A 17,229-nucleotide genomic window follows, 5' to 3' on the forward strand; every position below is an offset into this window, starting at 1 on the left:
CGCCACCCCCCTCTCTTTATAGTCGGTAAGACCATAAAGAGAGGGGGGTGGTGTGCGTGCCGGGCTACGACAAGCGCCCACCGGGCTACGACAAGTACGCCTTCGAGCCCTTCGCCGTCACCGTCGATCTGGCCGTCTTCACGATCCGGGACGGCGCGCTGCGCGTACTCCTCGTCGAGCGGGGACAGTCCCCGTACGCGGGACAGCGCGCACTGCCGGGCGGCTTCGTGCTCCCCGACGAGTCCGCCGAGACGGCCGCCGCGCGCGAACTGGCCGAGGAGACCGGCCTGTCCGACGTCACCGGACTGCACCTGGAACAGCTGCGCACCTACAGCGACCCGGACCGCGACCCCCGCATGCGGGTCGTCTCCGTCGCCTTCGCGGCCCTCGTGCCCGATCCGCCCGAGGTGCGCGGGGGCGGTGACGCCGCCCGCGCGGACTGGCTCCCGTACGGCACGGGCGCGTACGGGCCGCTCGCCTTCGACCACGACCGGATCCTCGCCGACGCGCACGACCGCATCGGCAGCGGCATCGAGAACACCTGCCTGGCCACGGCGTTCTGCCCGCCCGAGTTCACGCTCGGCGAGCTGCGCGGGGTCTACGAGGCCGTGTGGGGCGCCGGTCTCGACCCCGCCAACTTCCGGCGCAAGGTCCTCGCGACCCCCGGCTTCGTCAAACCGGTGCACGGCGCCGCCCGGCTCACCGGCGGCCGCGGCAAACCCGCCGCCCTCTACAAGGCCGGGCCCGCCACCGCCCTCCACCCGCCCCTGCTCAGGCCCACCGCGGAAGGACGACCCTCATGAAGAAGCGTGCGGCGACCGGCTCCCTCATAGGGCTCGCCCTCGGGGACGCCCTCGGCTTCCCGACCGAGTTCAACGACGTACCGTCGATCCTCGCCAAGTGCGGGCCCTGGCGGCAGATGGCCCTGCCCACCCCGGCGATCGTCACCGACGACACCCAGATGACGCTGGCCGTGGGGAACGCGCTGCGCACCGCGACGGACAGCGGACTGCTCGCACCGCAGCGCATGGAGGCGCCCCTGCGCGAGGAGTTCACCGCCTGGTACCGGTCACCGGAGAACAACCGCGCCCCGGGCAACACCTGCCTCCAGGCCTGCGACCTCCTCGCCCAGGGCAAGCCGTGGCGCGAGGCGAGCCGCATCGGGTCCAAGGGCTGCGGCGCCAACATGCGCGTCGCCCCCGTCGGCCTGATCCCCGGACTCAGCGACGAACAGCGCGCGGGCGCCGCCCAGTTGCAGTCCGCCCTCACCCACGGCCACCCCACCGCGCTCGCCGCCTCCGACCTCACCGCGCACGCCGTCCACCTCCTGGCCCGGGGCACCGAACCGACCGGACTCGTCGGACAGCTGCGGTCGTACGCGTACGAGAACCGGCAGCGGTACCGCGAGCGGTGGCTGGGCGACCTGTGGACCCATTCCCAGGACCCGAGCCCCGAGCACTTCATCGCGCGCGGCTGGGACGACTGCCTCGCCGCTCTCGAACGGCTCCAGGAGGCCCTGCGCTCGCCGTCGCCCGAGACCGACCCCTGCCTGGCCACCGGGGCAGGCTGGATCGCCGAGGAGGCGCTCGCCACGGGCCTGCTCTGCTTCCTGCTCTTCGTGGACGAACCCGTCACCGCCCTGCGCCGCGCCGCCTGCACCTCCGGCGACTCGGACTCCATCGCCTGTCTGACGGGAGCCTTCGCGGGCGCGTACCTGGGCGACGAGGTGTGGCCGGCGGACTGGTCGGACCGGATCGAGTACCGGAGCGACCTGCTGTCACTCGGGGCGCTCTGGGACGCCTGAGGCGGGTGCGCCGGCCGACGCGCGGCGCACCCCGACCAGGAAGTCCTCGACCCGCGCGCGGTCCGGGGCGGCCGGGAGCGGGGTCCGGGCGGCCGCCTCCTCCGCCTCGGCGCCCAGGCGCGCCATCCGGATCTCCACCTCCGCCCACGCCACCTCGCCCCGCTTGACCGCGAGAAGTCCCTCGCGGTCCTCGCCGACGTCGAGGGTCAGCCGGCCGGTGCGGAGCAGGTCGCGGCAGGAGGTGAGCAGCCGCAGCAGGTGCATCGCGTGCTTCCAGCGCGGGGCGCCGTGCAGCCGGACGTCCGCGTCGAGCTTCCGGCGCTGGCCCATCGCGTAGCCGGTGAACGTGGCGTGGACCTGCCGGGACAGAAACGCGCCGCGCAGCGCGAGGAGCTCACGGCCCGTGTCCGTGACGTGTTCCACGAGCGGTGAGTGCAGGCACTCCAGGATGTTCGGATTGGCCCGCAGCGCGAGCTCGCAGAAGCGTTCCAGCTCCCAGGAGAACTGCTCCTCGGCGGGGCCGTCGAGATGCGTCGGCGGCTTCTCGAAGCGCCAGAACATCGGCGTCGGAGCCACGTAGACACCCCGGCGGTCGGTGTCGCTGCCGTCCGTGGCCAGGCCGAACGCCCGCGATCCCATCACGCAGGAGTAGATCGTGTGGTCGCGCACCAGGTCCAGGGCCTCCGTCATGGACGGAGCGTACGGGCGCCGGCCCGCCGGAGCGCCCGAATTTCCGCCCGCCGCGCTCCTCCGCGGGCGCCGGCCGTCTCGGCAGGCGGGCGCGGCGCGACGGTGCGGGCGGGGCTGACTAGGCTTGGCACCTCATCAGCCTGTACGTACGCAAGCAAGGAGCGACACCGTGGCGGTACGAGCGGTCCGGGGCGCCGTCCAACTCGAACGGGACGAGGCCGGACACATGGACCAGCAGGTCAGCGAGCTGCTGACCGCCATCCTTGAGCGGAACGGGCTGACCTCCGACGACCTGATCTCCATCTGGTTCACGGCCACCCCCGACCTGCACTCCGACTTCCCGGCCGCCGCCGCGCGCAAGCTGGGCATCGTCGACGTGCCGCTGATCTGCGCCCAGGAACTCGACATCGAGGGCGCGCTGCCCCGCGTCGTCCGCGTCCTCGCGCACATCGAGTCCGAGCTCCCGAAGTCGGGGATCGCGCACGTGTACCTCGGCGCCGCGGCAGCCCTGCGCAAGGACATCGCCCAGTGAGGACCGCCCTCGTCATCGGCACCGGCCTCATCGGCACCTCCGCCGCCCAGGCCCTCGCCTCACGCGGCGTGCGCGTACACCTCGCCGACCACGACCCGGCGCAGGCCCGCACCGCCGCCGCGCTCGGCGCCGGCACCGACGAGGCGCCCGAGGGCCCCGTCGACCTGTGCCTGGTGGCCGTGCCGCCCGCGCACGTCGCGACGACCCTGGCCGACGCGATGCGCCGCGGGGTGGCCCGCGGCTACCTCGACGTGGCCAGCGTCAAGGGCGGCCCCCGACGCGAGCTGGAGGCGCTCGGCCTCGACCTCAGCCCCTACATCGGCACGCACCCCATGTCGGGCCGCGAGCGCAGCGGGCCCCTGGCGGCCACCGCGGATCTCTTCGAGGGCCGCCCCTGGGTCCTGACGCCCACCCGCGACACCGACACCGAGGTCCTGAACCTCGCCCTCGAACTGGTCGCGCTGTGCCGGGCCGTCCCCGTCGTCATGGACGCGGACGCCCACGACCGCGCCGTCGCCCTCGTCTCGCACATGCCGCACCTGCTCTCCAGCATGGTCGCGGCCCGCCTGGAGCACGCCGAGGAGTCGGCCGTACGCCTGTGCGGCCAGGGCATCCGCGACGTGACGCGCATCGCGGGCTCCGACCCCCGCATGTGGATCGACATCCTCTCCGCCAACCCGGGCCCGGTCGCCGACCTGCTCTCCGCGGTCTCCGCCGACCTGGACGAGACCGTGCGGGCGCTGCGCTCCCTCCAGTCCTCCGACGACGAGAAGCGGCGTGAGGGAGCCCTCGGCGTCGAGGACGTCCTGCGCCGCGGCAACGCGGGCCAGGTCCGCGTCCCCGGCAAGCACGGCGCGGCCCCCGCGACGTACGAGACCGTGGCCGTCCTCATCTCCGACCAGCCCGGCGAGCTGGCCCGGATCTTCGCGGACGCGGGCGCCGCGGGCGTCAACGTCGAGGACGTCCGCATCGAGCACGCGACCGGTCAGCAGGCCGGCTTCGTCCAGCTGATGGTCCAGCCGGCCGCGGCCCCGAAACTGACGGCGGCGCTGCGCGAGCGCGGCTGGGCGATGCGGCAGTAGATAGACGGTGGTCGGGTGGGGCGGCCCGCACCGCCGGGCGGTGCGTCGGGGGTCGGCGTGGGGCTGGGCGATGCGGCAGTAAGCCCTGTCCTCAGGGGCTGTAAGGGCAGGGTGCCTGAGCCAGTAACCTTGTGCGGGGCGCCTTTGCGCCCCGCCTCCCTGTCCCGTGCACTGAGAAAGGTGTCCGCAGCCCCGTGGAAACCGCCGCAACCGCCGCAAGCGCCGCCCCGGCAGCAGTGATCGTCGCCATCGACGGACCCTCCGGCACGGGCAAGTCGAGCACCTCGAAGGCCGTCGCCTCCCAGCTCGGCCTCAGCTACCTGGACACCGGTGCCCAGTACCGGGCGATCACCTGGTGGATGGTGAACAACGGCATAGACCTGACCGACCCGTCAGCCATCGCCGCCGTCGCCGCCAAGGCCGAGATCATCTCCGGCACCGACCCGAACGCGCCGACGATCACCGTCGACGGCGTCGACGTGGCCGGTCCCATCCGCACCACCGACGTCACCTCGAAGGTCAGCGCCGTCAGCGCCGTCCCCGAGGTGCGCGCCCTCATCACCGAGCTGCAGCGCTCCATCGCCGCCTCCGCGGAGAAGGGCATCGTCGTCGAGGGCCGTGACATCGGCACGACCGTCCTGCCCGACGCCGACCTGAAGATCTTCCTCACCGCCTCGCCGGAGGCCCGCGCGGCCCGCCGCAGCGGTGAGCTCAAGGGCGCCGACGTGAAGGCGACCCAGGAAGCCCTGATCAAGCGGGACACGGCCGACTCCAGCCGCAAGACGTCCCCGCTGGCCAAGGCCGACGACGCCGTCGAGGTGGACACCTCCGAGCTCACGCTCCAGCAGGTCATCGAGTGCGTCGTCACCCTCATCGGGGAGAAGCGGGCCGCGAAGTGAGTGCGGCTCCTCCCTCCGAAAGAGGCGCGGAGGTCGGCCGCCGGATCGGCGTCGGCCTCATGTACGGGCTGTTCAAGCCCCGCGTCCTCGGCGCCTGGAAGGTCCCCGCGACCGGCCCGGTGATACTCGCCGTCAACCACGCGCACAACGTGGACGGGCCGATGGTCATGGGCGTCGCGCCCCGGCCGACGCACTTCCTCATCAAGAAGGAAGCGTTCGTCGGCCCCCTCGGCAGGTTCCTGGGCGCCATCGGCCAGGTCGAGGTGGACCGGGCGACGGCGGACCGTACGGCGATCACGCGTGCGCTGAGCGTGCTCGACGAGGGGGGAGTCCTCGGCATCTTCCCGGAGGGCACCCGAGGGGGCGGCGACTTCGCCTCCCTGCGCGCGGGGCTCGCCTACTTCGCCGTGCGCAGCGGGGCACCGATCGTGCCGGTGGCGGTACTCGGCAGCACGGAGAAGCGCGGCCGGCTCATCAAGGCGCTGCCGCCGCTGCGCAGCCGCGTCGACGTCGTCTTCGGGGACCCGTTCCCGGCGGGCGACGGCAGCGGGCGGCGTACGCGCAAGGCGCTGGACGAGGCGACCGTGCGCATCCAGGAGCGGCTCACCGCACACCTGGAAAACGCCAGGCGCCTGACCGGGCGCTGAGCGAGACTTTCAGTAGTGCGCCTGCCCATGAGCGCGGACGCACCGATCACCACGATGAACGACGAGGTACGGACTTCATGAACGACCAGATCCAGCCCGAGGGCTCGGCCGAGCACGAGCACGGTGCCCTCGGCGACGCGGAGTACGCGGAGTTCATGGAGCTCGCCGCGGTAGAGGGCTTCGACATCGAGGACGTCGAAGGCGCGATCGAGGAGGCGGGCCACGGCCCGCTGCCCGTCCTCGCCGTCGTCGGCCGCCCCAACGTCGGCAAGTCGACCCTGGTGAACCGCATCATCGGCCGCCGCGAGGCCGTCGTCGAGGACAAGCCGGGCGTCACGCGCGACCGCGTGTCGTACGACGCCGAGTGGGCGGGCCGTCGCTTCCGGCTCGTCGACACGGGCGGCTGGGAGCAGGACGTCCTCGGCATCGACGCGTCCGTCGCCGCGCAGGCCGAGTACGCGATCGAGACCGCCGACGCCGTCGTCTTCGTCGTCGACGCGACGGTCGGCCCCACCGACACCGACCTGGCGGTCGTGCGGCTGCTGCGCAAGGCCGGCAAGCCGGTCGTGCTGTGCGCCAACAAGGTGGACGGCCCCAGCGGCGAGGCCGACGCCACCGCCCTGTGGTCCCTCGGCCTCGGCGAGCCGTACCCCGTGTCCGCCCTGCACGGCCGCGGCACCGGCGACATGCTGGACGCCGTCCTGGAGGCGCTGCCCGACGCCCCGGCGCAGACCTTCGGCACCGCGATCGGCGGCCCCCGCCGCATCGCCCTCATCGGCCGCCCGAACGTCGGCAAGTCCTCCCTCCTGAACAAGGTGGCGGGCGAGGACCGCGTCGTCGTGAACGAGCTGGCGGGCACCACCCGTGACCCCGTCGACGAGCTGATCGAGCTCGGCGGGATCACCTGGAAGTTCGTCGACACGGCGGGCATCCGCAAGCGCGTCCACCTCCAGCAGGGCGCGGACTACTACGCGTCGCTGCGTACGGCGGCCGCCGTGGAGAAGGCGGAGGTCGCGGTCATCCTGATCGACGCGTCCGAGTCGATCTCCGTCCAGGACCAGCGCATCGTCACCATGGCCGTCGAGGCGGGCCGCGCGATCGTCGTCGCCTACAACAAGTGGGACACGCTCGACGAGGAGCGGCGCTACTACCTGGAGCGCGAGATCGACACGGAGCTCGCGCAGATCGCGTGGGCGCCCCGGGTGAACGTGTCGGCGACGACCGGCCGCCACATGGAGAAGCTCGTCCCCGCGATCGAGACGGCCCTGGACGGCTGGGAGACGCGCGTGCCGACCGGCCGCCTCAACGCGTTCCTGGGTGAGCTGGTGGCCTCGCACCCGCACCCGGTCCGCGGCGGCAAGCAGCCCCGCATCCTCTTCGGTACGCAGGCCGGTACGAAGCCGCCGCGGTTCGTGCTCTTCGCCTCCGGCTTCATCGAGGCCGGTTACCGGCGCTTCGTGGAGCGGCGCCTCCGTGAGGAGTTCGGTTTCGAGGGGACGCCGATCCACATCTCGGTGCGGGTGCGCGAGAAGCGCGGCCGCAAGAAGTGAGCCAGGGCGTGTCCTAGGGCGTGTTTCGAAAGTAGCGTCGTCCGCCCGGAGGGCGGGCCCCGCGGCGTCTGGTGCGTGCGATCGCAAGGCGCCGGAGCGTCCTAGTGGCGGAGCCACTCGGACGTTTCGGCAACGCCGCATGGGGGTCCCCCCGCTCGAGCGAAGCCGAGAGTGGGGGAGTGCGTGCCAGGCGTCGCGGGGCAGGCGGGACTTTCGAAACACGCCCTAGTGCTCCCTGCGGGGGCCGGGCGGCAGCGCGGCCGGGACGTTGCTCCCGGTGCTGTGCTGCCGCCCGTTCGCGTGCCAGGCGCCGGGCGGCGGTGAGCTGTGGACGTACTGCGGTTCGTGGTGCGACGCGCCGGGCCGGCCGCCGCTGAGGTGCATCCCGTACGGGCCCACGCCGAACGAGGCGAACGCGATGTTCTCCTCGCCGCTGCGGTCACCCGGCAGGGCCCGGAAGGACCTGCGGTACTCCGAGTACAGGGCGTCGTAGATCGGCGTGGCCGAGCGGCCACCCGCTGATTCGTGCGTCCCGCGCATGGCGGGGATCGGGTTCGGGTACTGCGGGCGGCGAGTGGGGTCGTATGAGTGCACGTAGGTGCCAACGACCCGCACACCCTCGCGGATGCGGCCGAAGCCGCGCTTTCGCAGGCCGAGGGGGGTATGGGCGGTGCACGGGAGGTCTTCGGGCACACCGGCCGGCGCCCGGCACGACTGTGGGCCGGGCGTGCGCCCGGCCCACAGTCACAGCACCTCGCCCGGCGCGGTCACGTACCTGCCAGCGGCATTGTCGCGCCGACGAGCAGACCGTTCGCCGCGGCCTTGTCGAGGGCGTCCCGGAGGAGGTCCTCGCGCGGCTGGCGGCCGATCGTGCCGGACGGGGCGGCGAGGACGAGCACGGAGTTCGTCTTGTTGGCGGCGGCGCGCCAGCCGTCGGTGACCTGCAGCGGCTGGTGGGCCTGCCACCAGGCCACCTGCCCCGCCCCGCCCGCACCGGGCTGAAGGACGGCGTGCAGCTGGCCTGCGGCGAGGAGCACGGACCAGCCGTGCAGCACCGGCGGCACTTCCGCGACCTGGGCGGTCGGCGTGAAGCCCTGCTCCACGAGGAGCGTCAGGAACTCGTCGAAGCCGCCCGTCGCGCCGGGACGGGCGATCGGCCCGGTGGGCTCGACCACGAGCGCGGGGTGCAGCTCGCCGGCGATCAGGACGAGCCCGCTGGTCACGCCGAGCACGGCCTGCTGCGGGGCGGCGGGCGCCGCGGGGGAGGGGGCGGCGGCCGGGGCGCCCCCGTCGCCGGTGATGGAACGCACGGCGCCCTGGAGCTGCTCCTCGGACACCTGGACGACCTGTGAGGGCAGGCAGGTGGAGTGGGCGAAGGCGAGGACGGCGGTCTCGTCGCCGATGAACAGGACGGTGCTGGTGCGCTCCTGTTCCGAGTCGCCCGGGGTACGGCAGGACGTGCAGTCGTACGTACCCGGGGCGTTCTCTCCGGCGAGCAGCCGGTCGGCTTCTGCGTCGCCGATCTCGGCGCGTACGTCGTCGCTGACGTCGAGCATGCGCGGCACGGTGGCTCCTCGGATTCGGTGTGTTGCTGCGTCGAATGCGGCCGGGCGGTCCCCGGCTCATAAAGGAGACAACGGATGATCTGTCCCGGGGGTCACGCCCCGGAAGAGGACGGAATCGACCCATCCGGCGCGTGGCGGGGGCCCGTGGCCTGAAGTGGCCGGTCGTCGCCAACTCACCGGATCCGTACGGGGATTGATCCCGCGAGGTGAGCCGCGGGTCGCCATGCCAACAGGTCGACAAATCACGAAATCGCGTCATGAAGAAGGTGGCTGAAAAAAATCGTCGGGGGAGTGGGCGGAAACTCCGGCGACCGAGGAGGCGACCGAGGAGGCGACCGAGGAGGCGACCGAGGAGGCGACCGAGGAGGCGACCGAGGAGGCGGCCGACCGGGTGGGGCCGGGTGCGCGCAGGGCGCGGCACGGTGGAGGCGCCGCCCCGGCTGCCTAGCGTGACGCGATGCGCCCCATGCCCGAGACACCCACGCGGCCCTTCCTTCCGGCGGCCCTCCCGGCCGTGCTCCTCGCCGCCGCCCTGCTCACCCCCACCGCCGCGTCGGCCGCCCCGCCACCACCGGCCCCGGGCCCCGGACACCTGATCCAGAAGCCGTACGACTGTGCCAGGGAAGCCAAGGACCAGTGGCCGTGGGGCTGTCTCGCCGACTGTGAGAGCAGCGGACGCTGGCACATCAACAGCGGCAATTCCTACTACGGCGGGCTGCAGTTCCGGCAGTCCACCTGGAAGGCGAACGGCGGCCTCGCGTACGCCCCGCGCGCCGACCTCGCGACCCGCGCCCAGCAGATCACGGTCGCCGAGGAGGTGCTGCGCACCCAGGGCTGGGAGGCCTGGCCCGCCTGTTCCAAGGCCTACAAGCTCGCCGGCCGTATGCACATCGTGAAACCGGGGGACACCCTCAGCGCGATCGCCGTGCGCAGCCACGTCAAGGGCGGCTGGCAGGCGCTCTACCGGGCCAACAAGAAGATGATCGGGCCCTCTCCCGACCGCCTCAACCCCGGCACCATGCTGGTCATCCCGAAGGCGTAGGCCGAGGACCGGAACCGAGTTCGGCGGCCTCCCCGGCGAACACGACGCCGCCACGGAGCAGTTCGTACACCACCACGCCAGCGCGCGTGCGCAGGTCGGCCGGGAGCCGCTGCTCGGCGACGACCACGCACGCGTCGAGCCCCCCGAGCAGCGCGTACGTCCGCGACGCCACGGCCGGCGCCATGCCCTGCGCCGGTTCGTCGACGAGGACCACGCGCGCGTGCGACACGAGGGACCGGGACAGGGCCAGCATGCGCTGCTCGCCGCCCGACAGGGTGCCCGCGCGGCGGGGCAGCAGGGGACGCAGCTCGGGGTACGCCTCCAGGGCGGGGGTGAAACCGTGGCTCCGGGCGGCCAGTTCGAGGTTCTCGGCCACGGTCAGTGAACCGAACACCGCCTGCCGCTCCGGTACGAAGCACAGGCCCCGGGCGACCCGCTCCTGCGCGGGCACGCGCGTGACGTCGGCGCCGTCCCAGAGCACGGATCCGGCGGTGAGCGGCACGGTCCCGGCGAGGGCGCGCAGCGCGGTCGTACGGCCTGAGCCGTTGCGGCCGAGGAGCACGGTCAGGCCCGGGCCGGGCGCCACGAGGGTCACCCCGTGCAGCGCCTCCAACGGGCCGTACCGCACGCGCGCGTGCCACAGGGCGAGGCCACCCCCGCCCGTGCCGTCCCCGCCCTGTACGCCCCCGCCCGTGCCGCCCCCGCCCGTGCCGCCCCTGCCCGTGCCGCCCCTGCCCGTGCCGTCCCCGCCCGTGCCGCCCCTGCCCGTGCCGCCCCCGCCCGTGCCAGACCCGCCCGTGCCGGTCACGTCCGTGCCGCCGCGCCGCCGAGGACCTCGCCCGCCGGACCCGAGGAGACGATCCGCCCCGCCGCCATCACGTGCACCGTGTCGGCGAGCCCCGCGACCAGGTCCAGGTCGTGCTCGACGACGAGCAGCGCCGTGCCGTCCGCCGCGAGGGCCCGCAGGACCCGGGCGAGCGCGGCCACTTCGGCGGCGTCGAGCCCCGCCGCGGGTTCGTCGAGCAGGAGGACGCGGGGGGCGCCGGCGAGGGCGCGGCCCAGTTCGACCCGGCGCAGTGTTCCGGTGGGCAGGTCCGTGGTGGGCCCTGAGCCGCCGAGCCCGAGCAGGGCGAGGACGCGCGCGGTGGCGCTCGCGTCGCGGACCCGGCCCTGTTCGGCCCCGACGCGGACGTTGTCGCCGACCGTCAGCGAGGGGAAGACGGCCAGCTGCTGGAAGGTCATGGCCACACCGAGCCGGGCGCGGGCGTGCGCCGGCAGCCGCGTGATGTCCCGCCCCCCGAACACGACGCGCCCCGCACCGGGCCGCAGCGTCCCGGCCAGACAGTGGAACAGGGTGCTCTTGCCCGCCCCGTTGGGCCCCACGACGGCGGTCACGCTCCCGGGCTCCGCACGGAGACTGACATCACTCAGCGCGGCGTACCCGCCGTAGGTGACGGTGAGATGCCGGGCTTCCAGGACACCGGAGCCTTCTGCGGGTGCGGGTGCGGGGCCGGGTGCGGGTACGGGGCCGAGTGCGGGTACGGGGCCGGCCGCGGCCCCGGGTGCTCGCGTGCCGACAGCAGTGTCCGTACGCGGCGTCTTCGTAGGCGTCGTCTTCGTACGCGTCGTCTCCGTACGGAGCTCACTCGCCCCCGCCCCACCCCCCAACACCGCCCGAAGCGCCGCCCCCCGAGGCGTCAGCGTCACTCTTCTCGGGCGCCGCATCCGGGCGACGGCCGCCCGCAGGGCCTCGTAAGGGCCCGCCGGGAAACGGCCGACGAGGACCGCGAGTACGCCGATGAGGGCCGCGGCGACACCGCCCTTGGTGCCCGCGTCCAGGCCCACCAGGAGCGCCGCCCCGGCGAGCGCGCCGAGGGGACTGTCCGCGCCGAGCACGACGACCGCGGCGAACCACAACAGGCTCCGCACGGGGTCGAACGCGGACGCGTCGAAGGCCCGTACCCCCGTGGCGAGCAATCCGCCGCCGAGCGCGGCGAGTGCCGCACCGGTGACGAACGCGCCGAGTTTCATCGCGGGTACCGGCACCCCGGCGGCGGCCGCGCCCGCCTCGTCGTCCCGCAGCGCGGCCAGCGCACGTCCCGTACGCCCCCGGCGCAGCGCGGCGACGGCCAGCAGGGCGCCGGTGAGCAGCACGAGTTCGAGGGCGTAGAACGCATGGTCGCCCTCGAAGCCCGCCGGGCGGCCGATGGTGAGGCCGGACGTCGCGTACGGCTGGTCGAACACGAAGCGGCTGACGCCGACGCCCACCGCGAACGTGGCGAGCGCGAGAGCGAGCCCGTGCCGGCTGATCGCGGGCCGGCCCGTCAGGACGCCGAGGGGCGCGACCAGCAGGACGGCCACGACGAGCGCGGCGAGCAGGGGAAGCCGCGGCAGCACGGGGAAGCGCCCGGCGGCGAGCAGCGCCGTGAAGAGGGCGCCGAGTCCCGCGTACGCGGCCTGTCCCAGGGAGATCTGGCCGCCCCTGCCGGTGACCACGACGAGCGACAGCAGGATGACCCCGAGCGCGGGCACCTGCACCGCCGTATGGAGGTCGGAGCCCGCGAGACCGAGCGGGAGCAGGAAGAGGACGACGGCCACCAGCCAGGCGCCCGGCGGCGCGGGCACCGGCGCGGTGACGGTGCGCGGCAGCCCGGTCCTGCCCCCGATGCCCGGCATGACGAGGGCCGCGACGAGGAGCGCCACCACGAACAGGTTGGCGCCCACGGCCTGGAGGAGGGGCGCGGTCCATCCCGAAGGGTGCAGGCGGGTCAGCTGGCTCTGGGCGACCCCGACGGCGAGCGCCACGGCGACGGCCACCGGCAGACTCCGCATCCGCGCGGCGACGGCCACGGCCACCACCTCCATCACGAGGAGGGGCAGACCGTACGGGTCGAGGCGCACGTACGGGGCGAGGAGTACACCCGTCAGGCCCGCGGTGAACGTGCCGAACGCCCAGCCCGCGGCGGCGACCCGGTCCGCGTCGATGCCGGTGAGGACGGCCAGGCGGCGGTCGTCGACGACAGCCCGCAGCTCGTCGCCGAGGCGGGTCCAGCGCGTCACCGCCCACACGGCGACGGCCAGCGCCGCGACCGAGGCGAGCTGGCCCCACGGGTCGCCCGGCACGAGCGTCGGGGCATCCGCCCGGGCACCTGTACCCCACACCAGGGCCGCGCCGCCCACCAGCAGCACGAACACGCCGATCGACGCCACAAGGGTGCGCGCCGGATCACCGCCGACGACCGCCGGCGGGCGGAAGACGAACCGCTCCAGGGCGAGTCCGATCCCCGGCGCGACAAGGCCGAGCGTCACCAGCGCCCCCAGCCACAGCGGCCACCCCCACACGGTCACGCACTGGCGCAGCAGATACGCGCACACCATGGCGACGGCGCCGTGCGCGAAGTTCAGGACCCCGGTCGCCCGGTAGGTGACGATCAGGCCGATGCCGTGAGAGCGGCGGCGGCGCCGACCGACAGGCCGGCCAGGGTGAGGTCGTAGGTCAGCGACGCCACGGGCTCACTCGGCCCGCTCGGCGCCGACGGCGGGCGGCGCGCAGACGGGACAGGGGCTCAGGTCACCGCGGGCCGCGGCCTCCAGGTCGGCGGGCACGGCCTCCGGCTTCCCCGCGACGAGCGGACAGTCCGCGCGGTGCCACAGCGTTCCGCCCGGGACCATGAGGAGCGTGCCGCTGGTCGCGAGCCGCTCGTGGGCGCTCTCGTCGCCGCGTTCCGCGGCGTCGTCGGGGGCGACGGACACCAGGAGCGCGTACAGCTCCTCCATCCGGGCGGCGGCCGACGCGCCCCTGCCGTACGTGAGCAGCACCGCGCCCGCGACGATCAGCGCGGCCCCGGGCACCGTGCACGACGCGAGATAGGGCAGCTGGCGCGCGGCGAAGCGCTCGCCCGACACCCCGTACCAGCCGATGACGCAGAGCACCGCCCCGGCCGCCAGGGCGGCGAGCCCCGCCCACAGCACGGGGTGCACGGTACGCGGGCGAGCGGTCCGCATCGGGGGCCTCCACGTCGTGCGGTCCTTGGCCGGTGTCCGGCGGATCACGGCCGGACACCCCCTGTTCCGACACCTTTCCACGGCATCGGACCGCTTGCACTGTGCCGCCCGGAAGCTGACCCTGAAAGCACCGGGCGCACCTTGCCCGGTCCGACACCCGGTGGTGAGCCAGATGGTTCTCGGGAGCATTCGAAGGCGGGACGGCACCCGAAGGCGGGACGGCACCCGCAGGAAGGGCGCGGCTCTCGCGGCCGTCGCGGTCCTCTTCCTCGTACCCGCCGCCGCGGCCTGTGGCGGGGGCGGCGGGGGCGTTGGGAAGGCGACACCCACGCCCACGCCCACGCAGTCCAACGCCACGGCCCCCGCCGACCCCGCGGCGGCCAAGAAGGAGATCACGGAGCACTGGGTCGCCTTCTTCGACCCGTCCACCCCGGTCAAGGACAAACTGGCCCTGCTGGAGAACGGCTCGCGGCTGCGGCCGCTCCTGGAGGGCTTCAACGGCGACAAGCGGGGCCAGGGGGTGTCGGCGAAGGTCGACAAGATCGTGTTCACCTCGCCGACCGGCGCGGACGTCACCTACACGCTCAGCCTGAACGGTTCGGCCGTGCTGCCCGGTGCCGCCGGGACCTCGGTCGAGCAGGGCGGTACATGGAAGGTGTCCATGAAGACCCTCTGCGCCCTGGTGCAGCTGAACTCGAATGCGTCGCAGGTCCCGGGCTGCTGAGGCCGTCGCCGCCGGGCTGCTGCTCGTGCTGAGCGCGGCCTGCGGCAGCCGGCTCCCGGAGCGCGACTTCGAGCAGGGCGGGCACAGCACGGGCGCACCGCGCGAGCCGGTCCGGGTCGGCGTCATCACGAGCGCCACGAGCCCGGTCGGCGGCGCCGCCTTCACCGGCCCCCGCGACGGCGCCCAGGCCTGGTTCCGCGACCTGGACGCGCACGGCGGCATCGGCGGCCGCCCCGTCGAGGTGCACACCTGCGACGACGGCGGCAGCGGTGTGGGCAACAACGAGTGCGTCCGCAAGCTCGTCGACGAACAGAAGGTGGTCGCCCTCGTCGCGACGACGTCCCTGGAGTACGCGGGTGCGTCGCACGTGTCCCACGCGCGCGTGCCCGACATCGGCGGCCAGCCGGTCGGCGCCGCCTACGACACGTACCCGCACCTGTACGGGATCTACGGCAGCCTCGCGCCGCGCGACGGGACACCGGGCTGGGGCGGAAAGCTGTACGGCGGGACCGAGGTCTACCGCTTCTTCAAGCGGGAGAAGGGCGCCCGGACGGCCGCCGTGGTCTCGTACAACCAGTCGGCGTCGGCCGCGTACGCGAGCCTCGTGACCCGCGGCCTGCAGACCGAGGGCTACAAGGTGATCACGGAGCAGGTCGACTTCGCGCTGCCCAACTTCCGCGCCGTGGCCGCCGATCTGAAGGACCAGCACGTCGACCTGGTCTTCGACGCGATCGACAGCCACGGCAACGCGCAGCTGTGCAAGGCGATGGACGAGGTCGGCGCGCACGTCGTCGCGAAGGTCACCAACGTGCAGAACTGGACATCGACGGTGGCCGCCGACTACAAGGACGCGCCCCACTGCCGCAACGCCCTGTGGGCCACCGGGTCGAGCCGCAACTACGAGGACGTGAACCACCCCGCCGTGCGCGCGTTCCGCGAGGCGACGAAGGGGCTGAAGACGCATTCCCAGTGGCAGTTGGAGGGCTGGGCGGCCGCGAGGTGGTTCACCGACGCGGCGAAGTCCTGCGTGGCGCGGGGCGACGGCATCACGCGCGCGTGCGTGGACGGCTTCATGAACAGCGGCAGGCCGTACACCGCCGGCGGGCTGCTGCTGCCCGTCTCCTTCGAGCGGCTGCCGCAGCCCCCGAAGACGCGCAGGACCTGTCTGTCGGTGGCGCGCTGGAGGGACGGCACGGGGTGGGTCACTCAAGCGGGTGACATGACCACGAACTGTTTTGTGCTCCCTCAGCTCTCCTACCTGCCTTGATGTCAGGAAACGTCAAAAGGTTCCAGGAATCGCCTCTCAATCACGTATCTGTTCTGGAACAAGATGATGATGACGCCCAACCTCTGCCCCCGCACCCCTGTCTAACCCTGCGGTAGGCGGACGAGCCGGACTGTCCGCGAGGAACAGTCGAATACGGGGACGCATGCAGATTTCTTTCCTGATTCACAACGCGTACGGAATCGGGGGGACGATCCGGACGACGTACAACCTCGCGAACACGCTGGCCGAGCAGCACGACGTCGAGGTGGTCTCCGTCCTGCGCCACCGTGACCAGCCGGTCTTCCGGCCCGACCCGAGGGTCCGGGTCCGGCACCTCGTCGACATCCGCAAGGGCGCCCCGGGGTACGAGGGCGACAGCCCCGAGTACCGGACGCCGGCCACCGCGTTCCCGCGCTCCGAGGGCCGCTACGACCAGTACAACGCGCTCACCGACCGGCGGATCGCCGAGCACCTGGGCAGCGTCGACGCCGACGTCGTCGTCGGAACCCGCCCCGGCCTCAATGTGCACCTGGCACGCCAGACGCGGCGCGGCCCGATCCGCGTCGGTCAGGAACACCTCACGCTCGACAGCCATACGCCCGCGCTGCGCCGTCAGCTGCGCGCGGTCTACCCGCGGCTCGACGCGCTCACCACGACCACGGAGGCCGACGCCCGGGCGTACCGCGCGAAGATGCGGCTGCCCGGCGTGCGGATCGAGGCCGTGCCGAACCCCGTGCCCGCCCCTGGGCTCGAACCGGCGGACGGCTCGGGCAAGTGGGTCGTCGCGGCGGGCAGGCTCGCCCCGGTCAAGCGCTACGACCTGCTGGTCAGAGCCTTCGACCAGGTCCGTGCCGAGCGGCCCGACTGGCGGCTGCGGATCTACGGCAGCGGCAAGCAGAAGGACAAGCTCCGCGCCCTGATCGACGAACTCGGCCTCTACAACCACGTGTTCCTCATGGGCCCCGCCCATCCCATCGAGCCCGAGTGGGCGAAGGGCTCCATCGCCGCCGTCACCTCCAGCCTGGAGTCGTTCGGCATGACGATCGTCGAGGCGATGCGCTGCGGCCTTCCGGTGGTCGCCACGGACTGTCCGCACGGCCCCGGCGAAATCATCGACAACGGTGTCGACGGGCGCCTGGTGGAGGTGGGCAACGTCGAGGCGATCTCCGGCGGCCTCCTCGAACTGATCAACAACGACGCGCTGCGGGCCCGGATGGCGAGCGCAGCGCTCAAGGACTCCGAGCGCTTCGACCCGGCACGCATCGCCGAGCGCTACGAATCACTGTTCGGCTCGCTGACGGCCCGCCACGGCGGGGGCCTCCTGCACCGGGCGCGCGGCGCGCTGCTCGGGGGCGCGTACGCCGTGCGGGACGCGGGACGTTCCGCCTTCACGGGACAGAGAAAGGGGCGCACCGCATGACG

General features: G+C 73.4%; 16 protein-coding genes and 1 pseudogene. 11 read left to right on the top strand and 6 right to left on the bottom strand.

From position 1 onward, the window contains the following. Positions 1–56 precede the first annotated feature (56 nt). Both EOT10_RS12620 and EOT10_RS12625 read left to right on the top strand, forming a co-directional pair. Positions 57–803: an NUDIX hydrolase gene (locus tag EOT10_RS12620; protein ID WP_127828258.1), complete on the top strand. Its 747-nt coding sequence runs from the start codon at positions 57–59 to the stop codon at positions 801–803. Further along, positions 800–1,804, top strand: a complete 1,005-nt coding sequence (locus tag EOT10_RS12625; protein ID WP_127828259.1) for an ADP-ribosylglycohydrolase family protein — start codon at positions 800–802, stop codon at positions 1,802–1,804. Before EOT10_RS12620 ends, EOT10_RS12625 begins: the two co-directional genes overlap by 4 nt. On the opposite strand, the gene EOT10_RS12630 is transcribed toward EOT10_RS12625, so the two are convergent. Then, positions 1,778–2,494, bottom strand: coding sequence for a nucleotidyltransferase domain-containing protein (locus EOT10_RS12630; protein ID WP_127828260.1), 717 nt, complete (start codon positions 2,492–2,494; stop codon positions 1,778–1,780). The two genes, EOT10_RS12625 and EOT10_RS12630, sit on opposite strands and share 27 nt — an antisense overlap. A 169-nt stretch (positions 2,495–2,663) precedes the next feature. Here EOT10_RS12630 and aroH point away from each other — a divergent pair, with 169 nt between their 5' ends. The 5 genes from aroH to der all read left to right on the top strand — a co-directional run bounded on the left by aroH (position 2,664) and on the right by der (position 7,204). Further along, the gene (gene aroH, locus EOT10_RS12635; protein WP_127828261.1) at positions 2,664–3,026 is read left to right on the top strand and encodes a chorismate mutase; all 363 of its coding nucleotides are present in this window, start codon (positions 2,664–2,666) and stop codon (positions 3,024–3,026) included. Then, a complete protein-coding gene (locus EOT10_RS12640) occupies positions 3,023–4,108 on the top strand; it encodes a prephenate dehydrogenase (protein WP_127828262.1) in 1,086 nt (361 codons plus the stop codon). Before aroH ends, EOT10_RS12640 begins: the two co-directional genes overlap by 4 nt. A 194-nt stretch (positions 4,109–4,302) precedes the next feature. Further along, complete coding sequence (gene cmk / locus EOT10_RS12645) at positions 4,303–5,007, top strand: (d)CMP kinase (RefSeq protein ID WP_127828263.1); 705 nt, start codon at positions 4,303–4,305, stop codon at positions 5,005–5,007. Next, entirely contained in the window at positions 4,965–5,654 is a 690-nt protein-coding gene (locus EOT10_RS12650; RefSeq protein WP_189491507.1) for a lysophospholipid acyltransferase family protein, read from the top strand. Before cmk ends, EOT10_RS12650 begins: the two co-directional genes overlap by 43 nt. A gap of 77 nt (positions 5,655–5,731) precedes the next feature. Then, a complete protein-coding gene (gene der, locus EOT10_RS12655; RefSeq protein WP_127828265.1) occupies positions 5,732–7,204 on the top strand; it encodes a ribosome biogenesis GTPase Der in 1,473 nt (490 codons plus the stop codon). A gap of 225 nt (positions 7,205–7,429) precedes the next feature. Here the strand turns inward: der and EOT10_RS12665 are convergent, their stop codons facing one another. Then, entirely contained in the window at positions 7,430–7,744 is a 315-nt protein-coding gene (locus EOT10_RS12665; RefSeq protein ID WP_317617339.1) for a hypothetical protein, read from the bottom strand. A 227-nt stretch (positions 7,745–7,971) separates the two neighbouring features. Next, complete coding sequence (locus EOT10_RS12670; protein WP_127828266.1) at positions 7,972–8,769, bottom strand: DUF8842 C-terminal domain-containing protein; 798 nt, start codon at positions 8,767–8,769, stop codon at positions 7,972–7,974. Between the two features lie 466 nt (positions 8,770–9,235). On the opposite strand from EOT10_RS12670, the gene EOT10_RS12680 reads away from it, so the two are divergent. Further along, positions 9,236–9,811: a LysM peptidoglycan-binding domain-containing protein gene (locus EOT10_RS12680; RefSeq protein WP_127828267.1), complete on the top strand. Its 576-nt coding sequence runs from the start codon at positions 9,236–9,238 to the stop codon at positions 9,809–9,811. On the opposite strand, the gene EOT10_RS12685 is transcribed toward EOT10_RS12680, so the two are convergent. The 3 genes and pseudogenes from EOT10_RS12685 to EOT10_RS12700 form a co-directional block, all read right to left on the bottom strand. Beyond that, entirely contained in the window at positions 9,795–10,454 is a 660-nt protein-coding gene (locus EOT10_RS12685; RefSeq protein WP_127828593.1) for an ATP-binding cassette domain-containing protein, read from the bottom strand. The genes EOT10_RS12680 and EOT10_RS12685 overlap by 17 nt on opposite strands. 161 nt (positions 10,455–10,615) lie before the next feature. Then, positions 10,616–13,320, bottom strand: a pseudogene (locus tag EOT10_RS12695) (ABC transporter permease subunit). Between the two features lie 4 nt (positions 13,321–13,324). After that, positions 13,325–13,816 carry a hypothetical protein gene (locus EOT10_RS12700; RefSeq protein ID WP_127828268.1) on the bottom strand — a complete coding sequence of 164 codons (492 nt, stop codon included), beginning with the start codon at positions 13,814–13,816 and terminating at the stop codon, positions 13,325–13,327. Positions 13,817–13,988: 172 nt separating this feature from the next. Here EOT10_RS12700 and EOT10_RS12705 point away from each other — a divergent pair, with 172 nt between their 5' ends. The 3 genes from EOT10_RS12705 (at position 13,989) to EOT10_RS12715 (ending at position 17,227) form a co-directional block, all read left to right on the top strand. Next, entirely contained in the window at positions 13,989–14,540 is a 552-nt protein-coding gene (locus EOT10_RS12705; RefSeq protein WP_127828269.1) for an MTB12 C-terminal domain-containing protein, read from the top strand. Continuing rightward, positions 14,515–15,807: an ABC transporter substrate-binding protein gene (locus tag EOT10_RS12710; protein ID WP_127828270.1), complete on the top strand. Its 1,293-nt coding sequence runs from the start codon at positions 14,515–14,517 to the stop codon at positions 15,805–15,807. Before EOT10_RS12705 ends, EOT10_RS12710 begins: the two co-directional genes overlap by 26 nt. A gap of 163 nt (positions 15,808–15,970) precedes the next feature. Further along, positions 15,971–17,227, top strand: coding sequence for a glycosyltransferase family 4 protein (locus EOT10_RS12715; protein WP_127828271.1), 1,257 nt, complete (start codon positions 15,971–15,973; stop codon positions 17,225–17,227). Positions 17,228–17,229: the final 2 nt, after the last annotated feature.

The sequence above is a fragment of the Streptomyces antnestii genome (assembly GCF_004005495.1).
In the GTDB taxonomy this organism is placed as follows: Bacteria; Actinomycetota; Actinomycetes; order Streptomycetales; family Streptomycetaceae; genus Streptomyces; species Streptomyces antnestii.

Coding starts and splice junctions, on each gene's coding strand:
- EOT10_RS12625 (WP_127828259.1), top strand. CDS start 800: ATGAAGAAGCGTGCGGCGACCGGCTCCCTCATAGGGCTCGCCCTCGGG.
- EOT10_RS12630 (WP_127828260.1), bottom strand. CDS start 2,494: ATGACGGAGGCCCTGGACCTGGTGCGCGACCACACGATCTACTCCTGC.
- der (WP_127828265.1), top strand. CDS start 5,732: ATGAACGACCAGATCCAGCCCGAGGGCTCGGCCGAGCACGAGCACGGT.
- EOT10_RS12665 (WP_317617339.1), bottom strand. CDS start 7,744: ATGCGCGGGACGCACGAATCAGCGGGTGGCCGCTCGGCCACGCCGATC.
- EOT10_RS12680 (WP_127828267.1), top strand. CDS start 9,236: ATGCCCGAGACACCCACGCGGCCCTTCCTTCCGGCGGCCCTCCCGGCC.
- EOT10_RS12700 (WP_127828268.1), bottom strand. CDS start 13,816: ATGCGGACCGCTCGCCCGCGTACCGTGCACCCCGTGCTGTGGGCGGGG.
- EOT10_RS12705 (WP_127828269.1), top strand. CDS start 13,989: ATGGTTCTCGGGAGCATTCGAAGGCGGGACGGCACCCGAAGGCGGGAC.
- EOT10_RS12710 (WP_127828270.1), top strand. CDS start 14,515: ATGCGTCGCAGGTCCCGGGCTGCTGAGGCCGTCGCCGCCGGGCTGCTG.
- EOT10_RS12715 (WP_127828271.1), top strand. CDS start 15,971: ATGCAGATTTCTTTCCTGATTCACAACGCGTACGGAATCGGGGGGACG.